This is a genomic window from Psychrobacter sp. P11G5 (genome assembly GCF_001593305.1).
GTDB lineage: Bacteria > Pseudomonadota > Gammaproteobacteria > Pseudomonadales > Moraxellaceae > Psychrobacter.
In genome coordinates this window covers 322,836-343,212 of sequence record NZ_CP012533.1, presented here as the reverse complement: position 1 = coordinate 343,212, position 20,377 = coordinate 322,836, and the positions used below count along the sequence as shown (strand labels likewise).

The window sequence follows — 20,377 nt, the reverse complement described above, 5'->3', positions numbered from 1 at the left end:
GTTTTTAAGTCAGGAAACGATTTTGAGGTGGAATAAACAGCTCTGTTGCCGTTATTGTTCATTAGGATACTGTTCATTAAAATCAATACAAACGCTGATAGACATGGGGCTTAGCAAACTCGCCAGTCTGTGCGAGAAGATCTGGGTTTATGATATAGCCAGCATTTCCCATCGTTGAGCCTACAAATGCATTTTGACCAGCAAACATAGAGCTTTGATTAGCCATATCTGGCTGTGGATATAGATTGCTTCGACTATCATGAATAAATTGTACGGTAGTTGGCTGTTGCTCATCATTAAACAAATATTGCAATAAAGCTACTTGTCCGCCAGTCGCTTGAGCCAATTGCGGGATGATTTGCTCCACCAATACTGTTTGCAGCTGTGCCAAATTACTTACCGAAAATAAAAATGCGTGACCCAACTGCACCTCTTGTCCCAACGTTTGAATGATACGATAGTTTAAGCCCGACAACAGCTTAGCTAAATCTATCGTTTCTGATGACTTATCATCTTCTAAACTTTTAGAGCTGTGGTTAGAAACATTGATAACTTGTAATAACTCAGGCTGTGGGGAACAGTCTATAAAGCGAAAGCGCCGACGTAACGCCATATCGAGCGGTGCTAAAGAGTGGTCTTGCGTATTCATCGTTGCATAAATATCAACATTGGCAGGCACACTAAACGACCTTCCAGAATACGCTAGATTGACTTGCATCGCGTTCGCTTGTCCATTGCGTTTATCCGCCTCAATCAGGCTAAGTAATTCCCCAAATACTCGCGACACGTTGGCGCGGTTAATCTCATCAATCAGCATCGCATAACGATGTTCAGGATCATTGGCGGCGCGTTGACAAAGCTTTAAGAAAGCGCCGTCTTGGATTTCGTAACGCATTTGGTTACTAACTTCTTGATGGCTGTTTTGAGCACCCTGCCCACTGTATTCATTGGCGCTAATAACTGGGCGAATACCTTCGACAAACTCTTCATAGCCATATGCTTGATGAAAGCTGACCATGCTATAGCACTGCTTTTGTACAGCCTGATTTTCTCGTTGTGCCTGTCGAAACTCGGCCAGCTGCTGTGATAATCCTATTAATAGCGACACGCTGTCTGGTAGTAAATGCCATGCCCCGCTTTCGTCTTTATCGAAGTACGCTTGATTTGCGCGGTTTTTATAAGTGACTGTCTTTGAGCTGGCTGGACTATGCATTTGCAGCACCGACCATGCGGTATTGCTTAAGTTTTTTTCACGCTCATTTTGCGCGGCTTTTGCAATAAAAAACTCGTGATTGACGATTTCAGGTACCTTTACTAAATCTTTGTGCTGAGTCTTAAAGTTTAAAAAGATTAAGCACACCACATCACGCCAACTAAGCTCATATAATAATTGCGACAATAGCTCGTTGCTGTCTATCATCGGCAAATGATAAGTATACTGTTTGGCGATTTGTAGCAATCGATAAGTCTTCCCTGTGCCTGCTACACCGGTGTATATAATATTGGTAGGGCTGTTAATTGATACGTCATTCATAGCTTAACTCAGCGTTCAAAGCGATTGATAAAGAACCAGATAGGTAAGGTGTACAACGCTCCATTGGTTACGTTACTACTATTTTGTGAGCGTGGTCGTTTATGGTACTAATGATAGCCAGATGCAAGTTTATACTATTGTTATGATTATGCTTGCCCTGCTTTATCCATTATTCAAAAATGCCCAAACAGATTAATTTGAGGAACTTTGTATGTCAGGATTATTAAATAAGCTACCTATTAAACTACCGACCAAGATACCAGCTAAGTTACCTGAAAAGATATCCGATGCCTTAACCCCTCAAGCAAATGTCCCGATGAATCCTAGTAAACTCAAACCTATAAGCAATCAGTTTACTAAGCTTTTAGCTATTACCAAGTATTTACCTGCTGGCGCACGCTCGACCATTCTATCTAAAGCCTTTGGCAAAGTCGTACCTTATGTGGGCACAACGGGTGTCTACTACGAAACTGTAGAACCCAATCAAGTGATTGTGAGTTTAAATAACAACAAAGCTGTACAGAACCATATTGGCTCAATCCATGCGGTTGCCGTCACTCTACTTGCCGAGACTGCCACCGGTTTTATTTTGGGATTAAACCTACCTGCTGATCGGGTGTTACTGATTAAGTCTTACTCTGTAAATTTTTATCGCCCGCTCAAAAAAGGTCAAATTGCTGCGATTGCTACTTTAAGTGATGAACAACGCTTAGATATTATAAATACGCCCAAAGGTGAGATGGTTATACCATGCGTCATCAATGATCGCGAGTCTGATAGCGTACGTGAGCCTATCACCGTTGAGATGACATGGGCATGGGTACCGAAATCTGAATTAGAAGCACGCCGCCAAGGTAAGTCGCAAAAAAAAGTGACTGTTACTGAAGATAAAACTGAAAACGAGACTGAAACTGCTAACCATCAATAATGAAGTAAATAACAGCTCTATAACTTTATAATGCGCTATTTACCTTAATAAACTTTGTACAGTGTATTTAATAGTTAATTGGTCAATAACAAGGAGAAAAAAATGTCTAAATTCAGCAATAAATTTACTGTTAACCTATCTAAGTCTTTACTAGTGGTAGCCTGTGCACTTGGACTGACTGTCACCGCAAACGCTGCTCCAGCCACGTCTACTAGCACAGCTACTATGACCAAATCCAAACCTGTTTTTTTGGGTGATGGCGGCGATTACCCTTTCTCTAGCGCAGTACGTGTTGGTGACACTTTATATATGTCAGGACAAATTGGCTTTAAAGATGGCAAGTTGGTTGAAGGCGGTATCAAAGCAGAAACCAAGCAAACATTAGATAATATCAACGAAGTATTACTAAAATACGGCTACCAGAAGTCAGATATTGTCAAATGTATGGCGATGCTGACCGATATGAATGATTTTGGCGCGTTTAATGAAGTCTATAAAACTGAGCTTGCCAAGCCTTATCCTGTACGCTCAGCCTTTGGTGTCAAAGACTTGGCCGCCGGCGCTAGTGTTGAAGTAGAATGTATGGCAGCTAAATAATATCAATGCTTATATAAACAAATAAACAAGCAACTAAGCTAATTACTTTAGCCGGTTCACTTGAGCAACCTATATTTAACAGTTAATGTTTCACAAAATATTGTCAGCCGACCATGAAACCAAAGGTTAAGCTGGCAATTTAACCGACAATTTAAATCAAGATAGCGTCATCTGTTAGGGCGCTTTCTTTGGTTACGCGCAATACTTCCTCTAATGTCGTCTGCCCCGCTATAACTTTACGTAATCCATCAGCACGAATCGATGGAGTCTTTTGCCGTGCATAGGACTCCAGCTCATATTCTGCAGTATTACTATGAATCATCCGTCTCAAAGTATCATCCACCGGTACGACTTCATATATCGCTGTCCTCCCTTTAAACCCAGACTGATTACACTTATCACAACCTACTGGTTTGGGTAATTTAATCGCTGTCTCTACCGACGTTTTAGAATCTATCTCAATACCAATTTCTGTAAATAATTTGGCTTGTTCAGAATCAGCCAGCTGCCACGTATGACAATGCGCGCAAAGCGTACGCACTAAGCGCTGCGCGACTACGCCAATGAGCGAGGACGATAATAAGAACGGCTCTACTCCCATATCTTGCAAACGTGTCACTGCGCCGATAGCGGTATTGGTATGCAAGGTTGATAGTACCAAATGCCCTGTCAGTGATGCTTGTACGGCAATCTCAGCGGTTTCAATGTCTCGTATTTCCCCTACCATTACCACGTCTGGATCTTGACGTAACATCGCCCGTAAGCTTTTGGCAAAGGTCATATCGACTTTATTATTAACTTGCGTCTGCCCAATGCCATCAAGCTGAAATTCAATTGGATCCTCAGCAGTTAAGATATTACGAGTTTGATCATTCAAATCAGTCAATGCGGCATAAAGGGTGGTCGTTTTACCCGAACCCGTAGGACCCGTCACCAAAATAATGCCATGCGGACGATGAATTAAGCGCTTGAGCTCGGTATAGTCGTTATCCGAAAGCCCTAAATAAGTCATATTCAGACGACCTGCTTGTTTATCCAACAGTCGCATCACGACTCGTTCGCCAAAGCTTGAAGGCAACGTGGATACCCGCACATCGACTTCGCGTCCTGCCAATCGCAAGCTAATACGTCCATCTTGCGGCACGCGTTTTTCAGCAATATCGAGTTTGGCCATTACTTTAATACGTGAAACCAGTAGTGGCGCTAATTGACGTTTAGGCGTGATGATTTCTTTGAGCTCACCATCGACACGAAAGCGCACGACCAAACGCTTCTCAAAAGTTTCGATATGGATATCTGAGGCATTGAGACGGATAGCTTCAGACAACAGCGCATTAATCAGACGAATAATAGGTGCATCGTCTTGCTGATCCATCAAATCTTCGGTCTCAGGAACACTATCTGCTAAACTGTCTAGATCAGGATGATCCTCGAGGCCAGCAGCGATATGTTGTGATTCGCCTGTATTACCAGCGTAGGCGACATTCATACGTTTTTCAAATTCATCCGCGCTAACACTGTCATAAGCTGGCACACCGCGCACCCCTTGCTGCTGCAAAAACCGCACTGCTTCATTGATAGCAGATAGTGGTGTGGCCTTGGTTAATACCAGCGTCGGTGGCAGCTCAGGGTCAATAGCTAAAATAACTAAGAGCTGATGGCGTTTCGCAAAACTGTATGGCAGTTGCATCATAAAAACGACCTGATAAAGATAGAATGAGTGGTAAAAAATTTGATAATCTATGTGATAAACAAATAATAAGCGCCTAGTGTCTTAAGTAAGGATCAACGTTTAAACTAAACATAAGCATCTACAATAAGTAGCGAATGTTTAACATAAATGTCTGGCACCTAAATGAGCAATCTGGGTAAAGATTGTCAGTAAGCGCTTATGATTTTGTTATAATAACACTTTGTTTTATATCATTAACAAAGCTTTTACGCTGTGTCACAATTCGATGAGCATATATTATCATCGTCTCTGCGTGCTAACTTTGTACTGCTCACCTTATTGTTATTATTGTTACCTACGTTTTTCATCTTTTATAGTCCGCCTGTTATTAGGATTTCAGATATGTCCCAAGCTACGACTCAAACTGCTATTGAAAACCCAGCCCTTGTTCAAGATACTTTTACCGTTGGTAGTCGTACGTTTTCGTCACGGCTGCTGGTAGGTACTGGCAAATATAAAGATATGAATGAGACAGGGATAGCTATTGCAGCATCAGCGGCTGAAATTGTTACTGTCGCTATTCGCCGTACTAATATTGGCCAAAACAGTAACGAGCCTAACTTACTCGATGTGATTTCGCCTGATAAATATACAATTTTACCCAATACTGCCGGTTGCTTTGATGCTGAAACCGCGATTCGTACTTGTAAGCTTGCTCGTGAGCTATTAGGTGGTCATAATCTAGTAAAGCTTGAAGTATTAGGTGATGAAAATAGCTTATACCCTAATATTATGGAAACTTTAAAAGCGGCAAAAGTACTGATTGATGATGGCTTTGAAGTAATGGTATACACATCAGACGACCCTATCGTCGCGCAAGAGTTAGAAAGTATGGGCTGTGTGGCGATTATGCCGCTTGGTAGCCTTATTGGTTCTGGTCTTGGGCTACTTAATCGCCATACACTCAGCCTAATTATCGAAAACGCTAAAGTGCCCGTATTAGTCGATGCTGGCGTTGGTACTGCCTCTGATGCAGCTATCGCGATGGAGCTTGGTTGTGATGGAGTCTTAATGAATTCAGCGATTGCTAATGCACAGAATCCAGTCATGATGGCACACGCCATGAAACATGCAGTTTGGGCAGGTCGCGAGGCATTTTTAGCAGGAAGGATGCCGATGCGTAAGATGGCGACTGCCAGCTCACCGCAAACTGGGTACTTTTTTCAGTAAGATGCCTTTTAGTAAAACGTTATTCAATAAGGTGCTTTTTAATAAAGTGTTTTAAAATATAATTGGCTCTATATCTAATTTAACCGCTGTTCATATCGATGCGCCGTCAGGCCACTTATAACACGCAGCCCATTGACCTTAGAGGACACGCCATGCGATTGTTAACAGCAGTTGATCAATTATTTTTGCTTCTGGAGTCACGTAAGCAGCCCATGCACGTGGGTGGCTTATTTTTGTTTGAATTACCAGCCGATACCCAAGGTGCAGATAGCGATTTTGTGTATCAGCTGGTACAACAAATGCAAACATCAAAAGTACCACCAAGCTTTCCATTTAATCAGGTACTTGAGCGTTTATTATTTTGGAAGCAAGATGAGGATTTCGATGTTGAACATCACTTTCGCCATGTCGCCTTGCCAAGACCTGCACGCGTCCGTGAGCTACTTATGTATGTCTCAAAAGAACATGGGCGTTTGCTAGATCGCGCTATGCCGTTGTGGGAATGCCATGTTATCGAAGGTATTCAACCAGAGACTGAAAACAGTCCTGAGCGCTTTGCACTATATTTTAAGATTCATCATTCGTTGGTTGACGGCATTGCTGCTATGCGCCTTGTTCAAAAGTCGCTTTCGCAGTCACCTACTGAACCAATGACGTTACCAGTATGGTCATTGATGGCGCGCCATCGTAATCAAGTTGACGCTCTGATACCAGCTGGTCGCTCTGCAACTCGCATTATAAAGGAGCAGCTGTCTACTATTAAGCCAGTATTTACCGAACTGATGGACAATTTTAAACATCATGGCAAAGATGATTACGTTGGTACCTTTGATGCTCCGATGAGTATTTTGAACCAGCGTATCTCTGCATCGCGGCGAATAGCGGCACAATCTTATGACATGCAGCGCTTTGACGATATTGCTGATAAGCTCGATGTCAGTATGAACGATGTCATTCTTGCCGTCTGCTCTGGCGCAATTCGACGTTATCTATTAAAACTCGATGCCCTACCCAGCAAACCACTGATTGCTTTTGTGCCGATGTCACTACGCAGTGATGATAGTGCAACGGGCAATCAAATTTCGTTTGTATTGGCGAACCTAGGAACTCATTTAGACAACCCTGTACGTAGGTTGCAGTTGATTCACGGTAGTATGAACAGTGGTAAACGTCGGTTTCGACGTATGAATCAGGCGCAGGTAATTAACTACAGCGCGATCGCCTATGCGTGGGAAGGTATTAATCTATTGACAGGGTTATTCCCCAAAAAACAAGCCTTTAATCTTATTATTTCTAACGTACCTGGTGCCAAAAAGCCCTTGTACTGGAATGGAGCACCGCTCAAAGCGTTGTATCCAGCATCTATTATATTAGATGGTCAGGCTATGAATATCACCCTTGCCAGCTATTTAGATAAAGTAGAGTTTTGTATTACCGCCTGTAGCAAGCTGCTACCACATGTACAAGATATGCTATGCTTGATTGAAGAAGAAATCGATGTATTAGAAAACATTAGCAAAGAGAAACACTTAGGCTTGCGCGAATAAAGTTAGCATTGCCTTCTTATTAAGAAGCAATAAAAAAGCTGACTCCATTTATGGAATCAGCTTTTTAATATCAAAATACTTAAACATCAACGCTCAAAAAAACTATACTGCATCACCCCATGATGGCACGACTACTTGCATCAATGGTTTTAATAGTTTTATGTTACAAGCAAAGATAGATCCTGACTTCATAGAGTTATGTGCGCCTGTATGATCAACCACTACACCGCGTGCCTCTGATACAATCAATTCACCCGCTGCGATATCCCATGGCTTGATAGACATCTCAAAGTAACCATCGAAACGGCCTGCAGCCACATAACACAAGTCAAGCGCTGCTGAACCTAAACGGCGCACTTGACCGCCTGCTTCAGATACTTTTTGTAGGCTTTCAAAGTGCTCTTTGGCATAAGAGATGACTTCACCATTACGCTTACGCTCAAGAGGATGACCAATTGCAAATAAACCACCATCGATGGTTTTGCGTTCACTAACACTGATACGGCGCTGGTTTAAACGCGCACCTTTACCACGACTGGCAGAGAACATCTCATCACGGACAGGATCATAGACCACACCATGTTGGGTGACACCTTTATGCTGTACAGCAATCGATACGCAAAACTGCGGTATACCGTGCACAAAATTCTTGGTGCCATCTAGCGGATCAATAATCCAGCACCAATCAGCATCTTCACCGCGACCTTCTTGCATACCAAACTCTTCACCCAAGAACGAATGATTCGGATAGCTGTTCTTTAGCGTCGCAATGGTCAGCTCTTCACTATAGCGGTCGATGCGTGTCACCAAGCCATCGAGACCTTTTGACTCAGTCTCGAATTCGACTTTGTGGCGGTTTTGGTGCGCGTATAAAATTTCTGCACCAACTTTTTCGGCAGTACGCGCTGCGATGACAACCATGGGTTCCATAAATAACCTATCTACTTGATGAATGAATAAAATGAATGAATACTACTACTAGATACTACTAATATTGCACTTACATACGTAAACGGCACACCAATTGTCTGCCATATTACGCTACACCTATACGACCTTAAAAAGACTGACCGTATCATACTAAAAGCGTTATAAAAAAATAAAAACGACCATAAATACGAAGCTTACCATCTTTAATGGCTGCCATCACAAATTACGCAAGCTGTAAAACAATGAGCACCTACGGCAAGTAGGCGTTACTTCAGTTTCAATATTTCTTAATGTACATCTCTTAAAGAATTAATCCAGAGTTTTTTACTTTCGCTTAAGACAATAAACGCTGTAACTGCATAACCACACCATCTGTATCCAAACCACAATCAGCTAATTGCTCTGCTTGGGAACCATGGGCGATAAAGCGATCAGGAATACCAATATTGCAGATAGCTGGACGCTTAGTGGCAAACGCAGCAGAAGCATTGAGCAAGTATTCATTTACGGCACTGCCTGCACCGCCCATAATCATATGCTCTTCTAGTGTCGCAATATGAGTCACGCCTTGCTCAATTAAGGTCTCAAGCAAATTGGTATCTAATGGCTTTACCCAACGCATATTAACGACTTGTACTTGGCAATCGCTATTAGCACTGTCAGACGTTAGTATCTTGGCAGCTTGCTCAGCAGTGGCAACCATCGTACCGAAGGCCAATAACGCGAGCTTTTTAGGGGCATTACTAGCGCCTAATACTGACTCTACAATGGCTTGACCTATCTTATAATTCTGCGCTGGACGACTTATCATCACGCCAGTTCCGGTTCCGCGTGGATAGCGTACCGCCGTGCTGCCTTGATACTCATAACAAGTATTCAGCAAATGATAGCACTCGTTTTCATCTTTTGGCGCGGCAATAAGCATGTGAGGGACACAGCGCAAAAAAGCCAAGTCAAACACGCCAGCATGCGTTGCGCCATCTTCACCAACAAGACCAGCCCGATCAATCGCAAACGTTACATCAAGATTTTGTAAGGCAATATCATGAATAAGCTGATCATAACCACGTTGCAAAAAGGTTGAGTATATAGCGACTATTGGCTTGACGCCTTGGGTTGCCATGCCGCCCGCTAAGGTGACTGCATGCTGCTCAGCAATTGCCACATCAAAGAAACGCTTTGGGAACTGACGAGCAAAGTCAATCATCCCTGAGCCTTCTTCCATGGCTGGGGTAATCGCTAATAATTTATCATCTTGTGCTGCTTTATCACATAAGAACTGGCCAAATACCTGCGAGTATTTTAACCCAGGAACCTTACTCTCAGAAGCTTTGCTTTTAACAGGAGCTTTATCTTTATCAAAGTCACAGGCAATGATATCTTCAGCAGGTAGTTTGCTAATTGCATGATAACCGACTGGGTCGGCCTCAGCAGGTGCAAAGCCTTTACCTTTAGTCGTATAGATATGTACTAATACTGGGCCCTTTACCTGCTTAGCAAGTGACAACACACGCAGTAGCTCAGGAATATTATGACCATCAAATGGCCCAAAATAAGTAAAACCAATCGCTTTAAATAGATTATCTTCTAGCTGCGGCACATCACGCTGTTCGCTGTGACGCTTACGTCGGTCAAATGCCTGCATATTTGGACGATGACGTAATACAGGCACACCTGAATCTGAGATATCAACTTGATAGCCCGACTCCCATAGCATCGCTAAATGCCGTGAAAATCCGCCAATAGAGCATGATATTGACATGTCATTATCATTTAGAATGACTAGTAAATCAGCGTCTTGCTGTACTGCATCATTCATAGCCTCAAAAGCCATGCCGCCAGTCATCGCCCCATCACCAATCACACAAGCGACCGTCTGCGGACGACCTTGATAGCGCAGCGCCAAACTCATGCCTAAACCTGCTGAGATAGAGGTAGATGAGTGGCCAACACCAAAGGTATCATAGACAGATTCTGCGCGTTCAGGAAAAGCAGTCAAGCCGTCTTTAGAGCGAATACTACTTAGCTTATCGCGGCGACCAGTAAGTACTTTATGGGCATAAGCTTGATGCCCTACATCCCAAACGATCTGATCTTGAGGCGTATCTAACAGATAATGCAATGCAATGGTCAACTCAACCACGCCTAAATTTGCCCCAAAATGTCCACCACTTTGACCAGCTGAATATAATAAAAACAAGCGCAGCTCATCAGCCAGCACTATTAATTGCTCAGTAGTGAGTTTCTTAATATCTGAAGGTGCATCAATGGCATCAAGCAACGGTGTATTAGGACGCATACGCGGTATCTGCGTGAACGTCTGTTGCAAGCCTGATAGGTGTGCAGCAGAGTCAGTAGCTAATGGCGTAGATAGCGACGTATGGGGTGACACAGATGCTGACTGAGACTGTGAAAAATAAGGTGACTGCTGCATAAATCGTACGATACCTACCAATCTGCTGACAAGGCGCTATCTTACTATATCGCCATACACCGTCATCATATTAATACGGTATTATGAAACCATCTACAACGCTAACAGCAAAACAATATGTGCTGGCATTGGTTATAGATTACGATATGCTTAGCGCGTCGCCACTGTTTATTAGTATTTGCATGAAAGTATTTACATGCTTTGTTAAATACACCGTTATTAGAGGCGCTATATAATAGTAACTCTAATGACCATGTTAATAATAATGTACTGCCTACTATGTAGGAGTGACGATACAGTAATGTAAGGGCAAAGACTTGTCACTGTATCCGTTAAAATAGTATGGCATAATAGCATTTTTTTTAAACTGTCGCTTTAATCATCGTGCGTAGTCTGTGAACTTTGTGTGTTTTTCTTATAAACGCGATTAGGATGCTATCATTGTTAGCCTTATAAAACGATAACCAGATGGTTATCATGAACATAGATGTTACAAACACATAGATTATTTACTTAGTGATTAAGCATCTAATTATCAATACACCTAATCAAACATCAAGTTGCTACAGCACATAGTTTTTGAAAAACGTAGTTATTACGATATATTTATTAGGATATAGTTATTACAACATAGTCATTACGACATGGCTATGACCACTACACTATCTACCGCCACGATGATCGGCCTATGCAGGACATCAATGTCATATCAATTTATTACCAGCGCAAAACTACCTACTCGTCATGGCGAGTTTGATCTTCATGTATTTGAAAATGAAGACGGTCAAGAGCATGTAATGCTTACCGTCGGCCTACCAGTGGTAAACCCATTGTTAGAAGAGAACGCCGCGCCAACAACTCCTACAAATGAGCAGCATAAATTAGCAGATCATCCCATCCCGTTAGTCCGTATTCACTCTGAGTGCTTGACAGGCGATGCTTTTGGCTCGTTAAAATGCGACTGCGGTGCACAGCTCAATACCGCCATGCAAGCAATACAAGCAACTGGCTGCGGTGCTATCTTATATCTGCGTCAAGAAGGTCGCGGTATTGGTCTAACCAATAAAATCCGCGCATATGCCTTACAAGATCAAGGCCATGATACCCTAGATGCCAATCTCATGTTAGGTCTACCCGCCGATGCCCGTATCTATGATATGTGTAGTCCTATGCTTGCCCATGTAGGGGTTGATGAGGTTCGCCTTATCACCAATAACCCTGATAAGGTGGCCTATCTAAGCGAAAATGGTGTCAATGTGGTCGAACGTGTACCGTTGGTCGTTGGCGTTAATGATAGCAATGCTGACTATCTAGCGACCAAACGTGACCGCATGGGTCATCTTTTTGATAAAGAATTCTATACTGAGGCTCATCTCAATAAATAAGATATACCTGAGTAGATTGCATAAATCTGAATAAACTGCCCCTGAATGGATAAATTTACTATCAGCATAGATAAAATTACTAACAGCAAAAATCCTTAAGAAACATACTGAGAGTTACCAACACACCCCACAATTATAGATGTTTTTATGAGCATTCCTAGTATAAATAGTACAACGACAACTGACGCTAAAGACAGTCAAATCTTTCCATCTACTAGTGACATCACGTGCGTACGTGAGTTTTTAGTCGATTTGCAAGCGCGTATCTGCCAAGCATTAGAAGCGCAAGAGCGTGACGGCGGTGGTGATGCGACTTTTGTCCCTGATGATTGGGAGCGCCCTGAAGGTGGTGGCGGGCGCTCGTGCGTCTTAGCAGATGGCAAAGTCATCGAAAAAGCTGGCGTGATGTTTAGTCATATTCACGTCCATAACCTGCCAGCTTCAGCCACTGCCCGTCATCCTGATATTGCTGGTCGTAAAGCTCAAGCCATGGGCGTGTCACTGGTCGTACATCCCAAAAACCCAAACGTCCCGACCAGCCATGCTAACGTGCGTCTGTTTGTCGCCGAAGCCGAGGGCGAAGACCCTATTTGGTGGTTTGGTGGTGGCTTTGATTTAACGCCGTTCTATCCTGTACTGGCCGACTGCGTCCATTGGCATCAAGTCTGTCATGACTTATGCGCGCCTTTTGGTGATAGCGTCTATCCTGACTTTAAACAATGGTGTGATGAGTACTTCCATCTGCGTCACCGCGATGAACAACGCGGCATCGGCGGTTTGTTTTATGATGATGTCAATACAGAGAGCCGTGGCTGGGACTTTGAGACCTGCTTTGACTTTATGAAGGCCGTAGGCAACGGCTATCTTGACGGTATTATGCCTATTTTTGAGCAGCGTAAAGAAACACCCTATACTGACGAACAACGTGAATTCCAGCTGTATCGCCGTGGACGCTATGTCGAGTACAATCTGGTCTACGATCGCGGTACGCTGTTCGGTCTACAAAGTAATGGGCGCATTGAGTCTATCTTAGTTAGTATGCCACCGCTTGCTAGCTGGCATTACCGCTTCGAGCCGATGGAAGGTACTCCTGAGTTTGAATTGACTGAGTTTTACTTAAAACCACGAGATTGGTTAACTTCCTAGTCTTTTCTAATATTAAAACAGGTCAGCTTTTATAGCTGGCCTTTATTGTTTAAGTCTTTCCTATTCAAGCATTTTAAGCATTGTTTATCACTTATAATTTTTACTCGCTGGCTTATCAGCTATAATGAGCCTAGTCTTAGAGTTACATGTGTTTACAAAATTGCACTGAAGTAACCTACAAGGCTTTCTCTTATCACGGTTACATTGAGAGAGTAAGGTAACAATAAATACTGATATTGAAAATTAAGATATTGGGAACTAAAACAATATCAAGATTTGCATTTCATAAACGACTGCTCATAGGCAGCAGTTGAGCTTATAAATTACAAAGTACCATTTCAATTCGAGGTCAGCGTTTGCTAACGCGCCTATCTGTTTTATTAGCCAATTTTAAAGGAGTAATTTACATGGCACAGGTTCATACTAACAAATCATTAAAATCTATCTTCGGCATTACATTGATGGCAGCTGCCCTCGGTCTAACAGCCTGTAGCACGCCAGCTGACCCTGATGTTAAAGCACGCCAAGATATTATGAAAAACTATGGCGATTCAATGAAAGTCATAGGTGGTATGGCTAAAGAACCAGACACTTTTGATGCTGACGTATTTAAAGAGCAAGCTACCTTCTTAGCAGAGGAAGCTAAAAACCCTTGGAGCCATTTTGCAAATGCAGAAGCCGCTGGTAACGCAACTGAAGCCGTTTGGAGCGACGTTGATGGTTTTCGTGCTGAAGCAGACAACTTTCAACAAGTAACCTCTGAATTAAGTGCTGCCGCACAAACAGCGACTAGTGTCGAGGATGTGATGCCTGCCATTGGACAAGTTGGCGACAGCTGCAAATCCTGTCATACAGACTTTAGAGTGAAAGAAGATTAATCATCTTCTTGATTAGTAGAGAAATAAAAAAACCACCATATCACGATGATAATGGTGGTTTTTTATTGGCTTAAATTTGAAATCTGTGAGGCCAGCTATTCCGTAATAAGGCTTGTAGTCTCGGTTTGATCTTTACTTGCATCATTCTGCTTATTCAGCGATTTTACCATTGCTTTTACCGATGGATCACTCATATCCAAAGTACGTACAGGGAACGGCATATCGATACCAGCTGCATCTAGTGCGGTCTTGACTTCAATTAAAACTTGGTCTATTGAGGACACTTTATTAGCTTGAGTGCCATCATCAATGAACCAGCGCACAATTAGATCAATAGTTGAATCGCCTAAGTTGACTGCGATAATAGTTGGTGTCGCCTCTTTGGACACCGTATCAGCTCGGCTCAATGCTTGCATAATCTCAGCTTTGGCTTCATTGATATCATCTGCATATCCTATCCCTACCGCAAGCTGTAAACGACGCTGCTTATAGGCAGTATTGACAGTCAATGCTGAAGTATACAAATCCGAGTTTGGAATGACCACTTGCCGACCATCATAAGTCTTAATGGTAGTTGCGCGGATTTTGATATCTTCAACTGTGCCTTCATAATCGCCTGAGACAATCTGATCGCCGATACGAAATGGCTCTGAGATGAGCAGCAAAATACCAGATAGTAAGTTTTGAAAAATATCTTTAAAAGCAAAACCAATGGCGACCGAACCAATACCGAGTGCACCAATCAGCTTGGTAGGCGTAAATCCTGGCACAGCTATAACCATCGCAATCATTAAACCAATGAAAATAATCAGTGCACCGCCTACCCGCTGAAACACTTTAACTAAGTTCTGATGGCGACTACGACTTCCTAATAATTTATAGACGATTTTTTTGAAGACAATCGATAGAAACCAAAAAATTAGGATAACGATAATCGAAGCCACAAAATACGGTATACGCTCAACAAAGCCAATCAGGATGCCATTTGCGGAATCGATAATGCTTTGATACGTCAGCGCATCAGCCGTTGTAGCAGCAGCCTCAGCACTCAACGTAGGGTCTGCCTCAGAAGTAGGCATTCAGGTGTCACTCCTTAAGTTATTTAACTTTTATGTTCATCAGTACCTTTATATCCATCAGCACCTTTATTTTTCATATGTATTTTTCACATGTCTGAAATCTAGCCCATCAAATCGGCTTGTACAATCTCAATCCAATAGCCGTCAACGTCTTTGATAAAGGCGATATTTTTCATACTGCCATCTTCTGGGCGTTTTTTAAATTCGACATTATTTTTATCAAACCAAGCTACCGCTTCATCAAGACTAGGCACGCTAAAGCAAATATGTCCAAAACCTTGTGGCTCACCATTGCCATCGTGATAACTAAAGTCAGCTTTCGTTTCGGTACCGTAGTTATGGGTCAACTCTAAAATACCGCGCTGACGGAACGCAAAGATTTCCAAATCATTACCAGCAGGCAAATTCTCACGCTCGCTATCGGTAAGCTTGGCTAAGAAATATAAATCAAATCCCATATCAGGGAATTTCTTTACCGCCAGCAAAGTCATACCGAGTACGCCAGTATAAAACGCTAACGACTTAGCAGGGTCTTTTACCCGCAGCATAGTATGGTTAAAAGTAAAGCCTGAAGTCTGCGCGGAGATAGGCTGAACGCCAGCTGTAGTTACGCTGCTAGCTGGCTGAGCGACGGTTGATGCATTATTATCAGTTGCTGAGTTAACAGATGAAGTAGACGCTAGAGTAGACATAATTATCCTAATATTTAACAAAATGTAAAATCTAAAAGATAGCAAATCACTGTGACAATAACTTGCATGACCATCTCATCATAATAAAAAACGGCGGAATTATTGATAGGGTTTTGTAAGAGCATACCTTTAATATGCTCAATCAAGCATATTGATTAGCTGTCTAAAAACCGCACCTTCCCTGTTTCTAAATCATACTCTGCACCAACGATAAGTAATTGATTACTGTTAGCTAAGTCCTCTAACGCTCGCGAACCATGCTTGAGCTGACTGACCGACATACGCACGTTGGCACTTATAGAGCGATCGACTAGCTCGTCCGCATCTACATCTTGACCGTTGGCAGTCGCAAGTTCATGCAAGTTATAAACGCTTGGACGAATACGGTCGACGATAGATTGCAAGTTAGGCGAATAGTTCTGTTCAGGATTGATAAGCGCTTCTACGCAGGCTGTGACCGCACCGCAATGTGAATGTCCCAGCACCACAACCAGCTTGGTACCGAACTTTTCGGCAGCGAATTCAACTGAGCCAATCTGTGAAGGGGCAACCACGTTACCTGCCACGCGAATGACAAATAAATCACCTAAACCTTGATCAAACACAATCTCAACCGGTACACGTGCATCTGAGCAACCCAAAATAATAGCTAGAGGGTCTTGATCACTGACTAGCTCTGGACGGCGTTGCATACATGGATCCGTGCTGGTAAGGCTATCAACATAGCGGGCGTTACCTTCTTTTAAAAGCTCAAGTGCTTCTTGACCTGTCTGTGGGCGTGTATCGTTGGGCATAAGTGGTCCTTGATTATTAATCACTATTAGAATTGCGGATTACTTTAAATTTATTTTTTTAGATATTAATTAGCTCAATGGTTGGTTAATAATTATCAAGCTACGAGGCTCATTATATTTTTCAGCCATCAAATGATTGTATAGGAATAAAGCGAAAAAAATGATAAAAAATTTGCGCTAGTGGCGTTTTATTAAGACGGTAGCTGTTGCGAGTGTTTAAGACACTTAATATTAAGAGGATTAACAACCACTCAAATCTTATAGAAATACAATAGTAAAACACTCGAGAGAATAGATGAAAGAAGCTTTTATCACTATGCCCATATAACGCGCGTCACTTATAACGAACTTGCAATGATTTATATCAAGGGTTTGTTATAATACGCAGCAACCAGACGACTATGCTTACGCTCATGCCAAACCATCTTGTTTACAGTGTCTTATATTAATAGCTGTACTGACACGTTGGACGCTTAGGAACAAATCTTATGACCGAATCGACTTCAAACACGCATAAAACCTCGGCGTCACCTGACACTGTACTGCTGCAACTGACTGGTCTAAAAAAAACCTATGATCAAACGGAAGTATTAAAAGATATAAACCTCGATATCAAGCATGGTGAATTTTTAACCTTGCTTGGCCCATCGGGCTGCGGCAAGACGACCCTGCTGCGCTTAATTGCTGGTTTTGAACAACCTAATGCTGGGGCAATATATTTAGATGGTGTGCAGATGGCAGGCTTGCCAGCCGATAAGCGTCCGGTCAATACCGTGTTTCAGCAGTATGCATTATTTCCACATATGACTGTCGCCCAAAATGTCGCTTATGGGCTTAAGCTCAAAAAAGTGCCCAAAGATGAGATTCAAACGCGCGTGCGCGAGATACTAACCATGGTACAACTCGATCATTTAGCTAACCGTAAACCGCAAGATTTATCTGGTGGTCAGCAGCAACGCGTTGCCATTGCACGCGCGGTGATTAATCGCCCTAAACTATTATTACTTGATGAACCGCTATCTGCGCTCGATCACAAGCTGCGTTTGCAAATGCAATCTGAGCTTAAGCGCCTGCAAAGAGAGCTTGGCATTACCTTTGTTTTTGTTACCCATGATCAAGAAGAAGCGCTGTCAATGTCAGACCGTATTGCAGTGATGAAAGACGGCACGTTTCAACAAATTGGTACGCCGATTGAGATTTATGAAACCCCTGCCAACTTATTTACGGCCAAATTCATCGGTGAGACCAATCTATTTAAAGCAGAGGTCAAAGGTGTCTATCCTGACCAGCCAGATCGTGATGGACAAGTAACCAATGGACGCATCGAAGTCGAGGTTTGTGAAGCGCAAGTGCAAGATGGACCGACAGCGTTACGTAACCTGCGTCGTCCTGATTTTGCTAATGACGTGCAAGTGGGTGATATCGTAAATTTACTACTCCGACCTGAAGATCTACGGATTTATGACCCTAATGATAGTATGCAAGCTGGACTACTCGGCCGTGTCATTGAGAGTAACTATAAAGGTAGCACCTTAGATTCGATTATTGAGTTAGCAAACGGCCATATTATTAAAGCCTCTGAATTCTTTGATGAAGATGATCCCAGCTTTGATTATAAGCTTAATGAAGGCGTTAAAGTCTCATGGGTGGACGGTTGGGAATGGGTATTGCCAGAAGACCATCTGACGGAGCGGAATGCACCTGAACAAAATGAAGCTGGGCAAAACGTATTGGCGCAAAATGAAATTGCACAAAAGGATGGCAGCTGATGGCAGGTAATAGCCGTTTCAATTTGGGCAGCAAAAGTCCTTTTCGTACCGCAACGCTATGGCTGATCTGGGGTTGGCTACTGATATTTGCGTTATTACCAAATATCTTGGTCATTGCTGTTAGTTTTTTGACCCGCGATAGCAGCGCTTTTATTAGCCTACCTGTCAGTATCGACAGCTATATACGCATAATTGACCCGTTGTATTTTGAGGTGTTTGTCCATTCTTTATGGATGGCAGGCATTACAACGGTCATCTGCTTATTGCTTGGTTACCCTTTTGCATGGCTGATATCTAAAGCGAAAGTACGCTGGCAGCCCTTGCTGATGATGTTATTGATATTGCCGTTTTGGACCAACTCTTTAGTGCGGACTTATGCGCTCAAATTGCTATTTGCCAATAACGGTTTGATCAATAAATCACTACTAGCGATAGGCGTGATCGATACCCCTATCGATATTTTGTACACGCAAGGTGCAGTAATAGCCGGTTTAACTTATTTGTTATTCCCGTTTATGGTATTACCGTTATATGCGGTATTTACTGATTTACGCAATGACATGCTACTTGCTTCGCAGGATTTGGGCGCTTCTAAGACACAGACCTTTTGGCACGTGGTACTACCATTGACCACACCTGGGATTATCTCAGGGGTGCTATTAGTGTTATTGCCAGCGATGGGCATGTTCTATGTGGCAGATATTTTGGGTGGCTCGCGCAATTTATTGGTTGGTAATATCATCAAAAACCAATTTTTGGATGCGCGTGATTGGCCATTCGGTGCAGCAGCCAGCGTATTATTGACCCTTGCGATGGCCGTACTATTACTCGCCTATCGTGCCAGTAGCCGCCGCATTGGCAAGACCGACTTTAATGAGGTGGCTTAATGTCTAATCGCTCATTAAACAACTCACCCGTTAAGAACAAACGTCACATCAAGCAACCTAGCATCGGCAGCATAGCGGCTAAAGGCTATCTTGGCCTGATTTATGCCCTACTGTATTTGCCCATCATCGTCTTGGTGGTGATGTCATTTAATAAGTCGAAGATTGGCTATAACTGGGGCGGCTTTAGCTTAAAGTGGTATGAGTCACTGTTTAATAATCAGGCGATGCTCGATGCTTTTTGGCATTCTATCGTTTTGGGTTTGGTCGCTGCGACCGTCTCAACCTTGATAGGTACACTGACTGCCCTTGCCTTACATCGCTACAACTTTCGCGGCAAAGGCTTACTAAATGGGCTGTTGTTTGTACTGATGATGTCGCCTGAGATTGTATTGGCTATCTCATTGCTCGCATTGTTTTTATTGATTGGTCTGCAATTAGGTTTTGTATCGCTGTTACTCGCGCACATTACCTTTTGTCTGCCGTTTGTAGTCATCACTGTGTTTGCGCGCTTAAGCAGCTTGGATGAGCGTTTGATGGAAGCCGCACGTGACTTGGGCGCTAATGAATCAACGATGGTGCGTACAGTACTGATTCCCGTGATTCTGCCCGCAGTAATGGCAGGTTGGTTGCTCGCCTTTACCCTGTCGCTAGATGACGTAGTGGTTTCAACCTTTGTCACAGGGCCTAGCTATGAGATTTTACCGCTACGTATTTATTCTATGGTGCGCGTAGGACTTAAGCCGGAAGTCAACGCCATTGGTACATTGCTATTAGCCGCCTCGCTTATCTTAGTCATTATCTCGCAGCTGTTGTTACGTCGGCGCTAGTTATTAACTATCTCTAGGTAAGAAAAATTTAATAATAGTATTTGAGTG

At 42.8% G+C, this 20,377-nt stretch carries 17 protein-coding genes; 10 read left to right on the top strand and 7 right to left on the bottom strand.

The features are described from left to right. Nucleotides 1-82: 82 nt before the first annotated feature. On the bottom strand, nucleotides 83-1,534 hold the full coding sequence (locus AK825_RS01485) for an AAA family ATPase (RefSeq protein ID WP_068034124.1): 1,452 nt from the start codon (nucleotides 1,532-1,534) through the stop codon (nucleotides 83-85). A 211-nt stretch (nucleotides 1,535-1,745) separates the two neighbouring features. Here AK825_RS01485 and AK825_RS01480 point away from each other — a divergent pair, with 211 nt between their 5' ends. Beyond that, the gene (locus AK825_RS01480) at nucleotides 1,746-2,462 is read left to right on the top strand and encodes a DUF4442 domain-containing protein (RefSeq protein ID WP_068034122.1); all 717 of its coding nucleotides are present in this window, start codon (nucleotides 1,746-1,748) and stop codon (nucleotides 2,460-2,462) included. 102 nt (nucleotides 2,463-2,564) lie between these two features. Further along, nucleotides 2,565-3,059 (top strand): RidA family protein, encoded by a 495-nt coding sequence (locus AK825_RS01475; RefSeq protein ID WP_068034120.1) that lies wholly within the window; start codon nucleotides 2,565-2,567, stop codon nucleotides 3,057-3,059. A gap of 151 nt (nucleotides 3,060-3,210) precedes the next feature. Here AK825_RS01475 and gspE read toward each other — a convergent pair whose 3' ends face one another. Then, entirely contained in the window at nucleotides 3,211-4,752 is a 1,542-nt protein-coding gene (gene gspE / locus AK825_RS01470; RefSeq protein WP_068034118.1) for a type II secretion system ATPase GspE, read from the bottom strand. A 381-nt stretch (nucleotides 4,753-5,133) separates the two neighbouring features. Between gspE and AK825_RS01465 the strand changes: the two genes are divergently transcribed. Further along, a complete protein-coding gene (locus AK825_RS01465; RefSeq protein WP_068034116.1) occupies nucleotides 5,134-5,961 on the top strand; it encodes a thiazole synthase in 828 nt (275 codons plus the stop codon). A 152-nt stretch (nucleotides 5,962-6,113) separates the two neighbouring features. Beyond that, entirely contained in the window at nucleotides 6,114-7,508 is a 1,395-nt protein-coding gene (locus tag AK825_RS01460) for a wax ester/triacylglycerol synthase family O-acyltransferase (RefSeq protein ID WP_068034115.1), read from the top strand. A gap of 102 nt (nucleotides 7,509-7,610) precedes the next feature. Here AK825_RS01460 and AK825_RS01455 read toward each other — a convergent pair whose 3' ends face one another. Both AK825_RS01455 and dxs read right to left on the bottom strand, forming a co-directional pair. After that, the gene (locus AK825_RS01455; protein WP_068034112.1) at nucleotides 7,611-8,438 is read right to left on the bottom strand and encodes an inositol monophosphatase family protein; all 828 of its coding nucleotides are present in this window, start codon (nucleotides 8,436-8,438) and stop codon (nucleotides 7,611-7,613) included. A 334-nt stretch (nucleotides 8,439-8,772) separates the two neighbouring features. Then, nucleotides 8,773-10,872: a 1-deoxy-D-xylulose-5-phosphate synthase gene (dxs, locus tag AK825_RS01450; protein ID WP_082787134.1), complete on the bottom strand. Its 2,100-nt coding sequence runs from the start codon at nucleotides 10,870-10,872 to the stop codon at nucleotides 8,773-8,775. Between the two features lie 701 nt (nucleotides 10,873-11,573). Here dxs and ribA point away from each other — a divergent pair. The 3 genes from ribA (at nucleotide 11,574) to AK825_RS01435 (ending at nucleotide 14,281) form a co-directional block, all read left to right on the top strand. After that, nucleotides 11,574-12,257 carry a GTP cyclohydrolase II gene (ribA, locus tag AK825_RS01445; RefSeq protein ID WP_068034111.1) on the top strand — a complete coding sequence of 228 codons (684 nt, stop codon included), beginning with the start codon at nucleotides 11,574-11,576 and terminating at the stop codon, nucleotides 12,255-12,257. A 147-nt stretch (nucleotides 12,258-12,404) separates the two neighbouring features. Then, complete coding sequence (gene hemF, locus AK825_RS01440) at nucleotides 12,405-13,403, top strand: oxygen-dependent coproporphyrinogen oxidase (protein ID WP_068034108.1); 999 nt, start codon at nucleotides 12,405-12,407, stop codon at nucleotides 13,401-13,403. Nucleotides 13,404-13,810: 407 nt separating this feature from the next. Further along, nucleotides 13,811-14,281 (top strand): cytochrome c, encoded by a 471-nt coding sequence (locus AK825_RS01435; protein ID WP_068034106.1) that lies wholly within the window; start codon nucleotides 13,811-13,813, stop codon nucleotides 14,279-14,281. Nucleotides 14,282-14,376: 95 nt separating this feature from the next. On the opposite strand, the gene AK825_RS01430 is transcribed toward AK825_RS01435, so the two are convergent. The 3 genes from AK825_RS01430 to AK825_RS01420 form a co-directional block, all read right to left on the bottom strand. Then, nucleotides 14,377-15,360, bottom strand: coding sequence for a mechanosensitive ion channel domain-containing protein (locus AK825_RS01430; RefSeq protein ID WP_068034103.1), 984 nt, complete (start codon nucleotides 15,358-15,360; stop codon nucleotides 14,377-14,379). 101 nt (nucleotides 15,361-15,461) lie between these two features. Beyond that, the gene (gene gloA, locus AK825_RS01425; RefSeq protein ID WP_068034101.1) at nucleotides 15,462-16,052 is read right to left on the bottom strand and encodes a lactoylglutathione lyase; all 591 of its coding nucleotides are present in this window, start codon (nucleotides 16,050-16,052) and stop codon (nucleotides 15,462-15,464) included. A gap of 155 nt (nucleotides 16,053-16,207) precedes the next feature. Further along, nucleotides 16,208-16,846 carry a carbonic anhydrase gene (locus AK825_RS01420; protein WP_068034100.1) on the bottom strand — a complete coding sequence of 213 codons (639 nt, stop codon included), beginning with the start codon at nucleotides 16,844-16,846 and terminating at the stop codon, nucleotides 16,208-16,210. 488 nt (nucleotides 16,847-17,334) lie between these two features. Here AK825_RS01420 and potA point away from each other — a divergent pair, with 488 nt between their 5' ends. The 3 genes from potA to potC are packed head-to-tail and all read left to right on the top strand — an operon-like array spanning nucleotide 17,335 to nucleotide 20,329. Beyond that, nucleotides 17,335-18,615 (top strand): spermidine/putrescine ABC transporter ATP-binding protein PotA, encoded by a 1,281-nt coding sequence (gene potA / locus AK825_RS01415; RefSeq protein ID WP_227514094.1) that lies wholly within the window; start codon nucleotides 17,335-17,337, stop codon nucleotides 18,613-18,615. Next, nucleotides 18,615-19,502, top strand: a complete 888-nt coding sequence (potB, locus tag AK825_RS01410) for a spermidine/putrescine ABC transporter permease PotB (protein ID WP_068034098.1) — start codon at nucleotides 18,615-18,617, stop codon at nucleotides 19,500-19,502. The genes potA and potB overlap by 1 nt, the downstream gene beginning before the upstream one ends. Beyond that, the gene (gene potC, locus AK825_RS01405) at nucleotides 19,502-20,329 is read left to right on the top strand and encodes a spermidine/putrescine ABC transporter permease PotC (protein WP_082787133.1); all 828 of its coding nucleotides are present in this window, start codon (nucleotides 19,502-19,504) and stop codon (nucleotides 20,327-20,329) included. The genes potB and potC overlap by 1 nt, the downstream gene beginning before the upstream one ends. Nucleotides 20,330-20,377 lie beyond the last annotated feature (48 nt).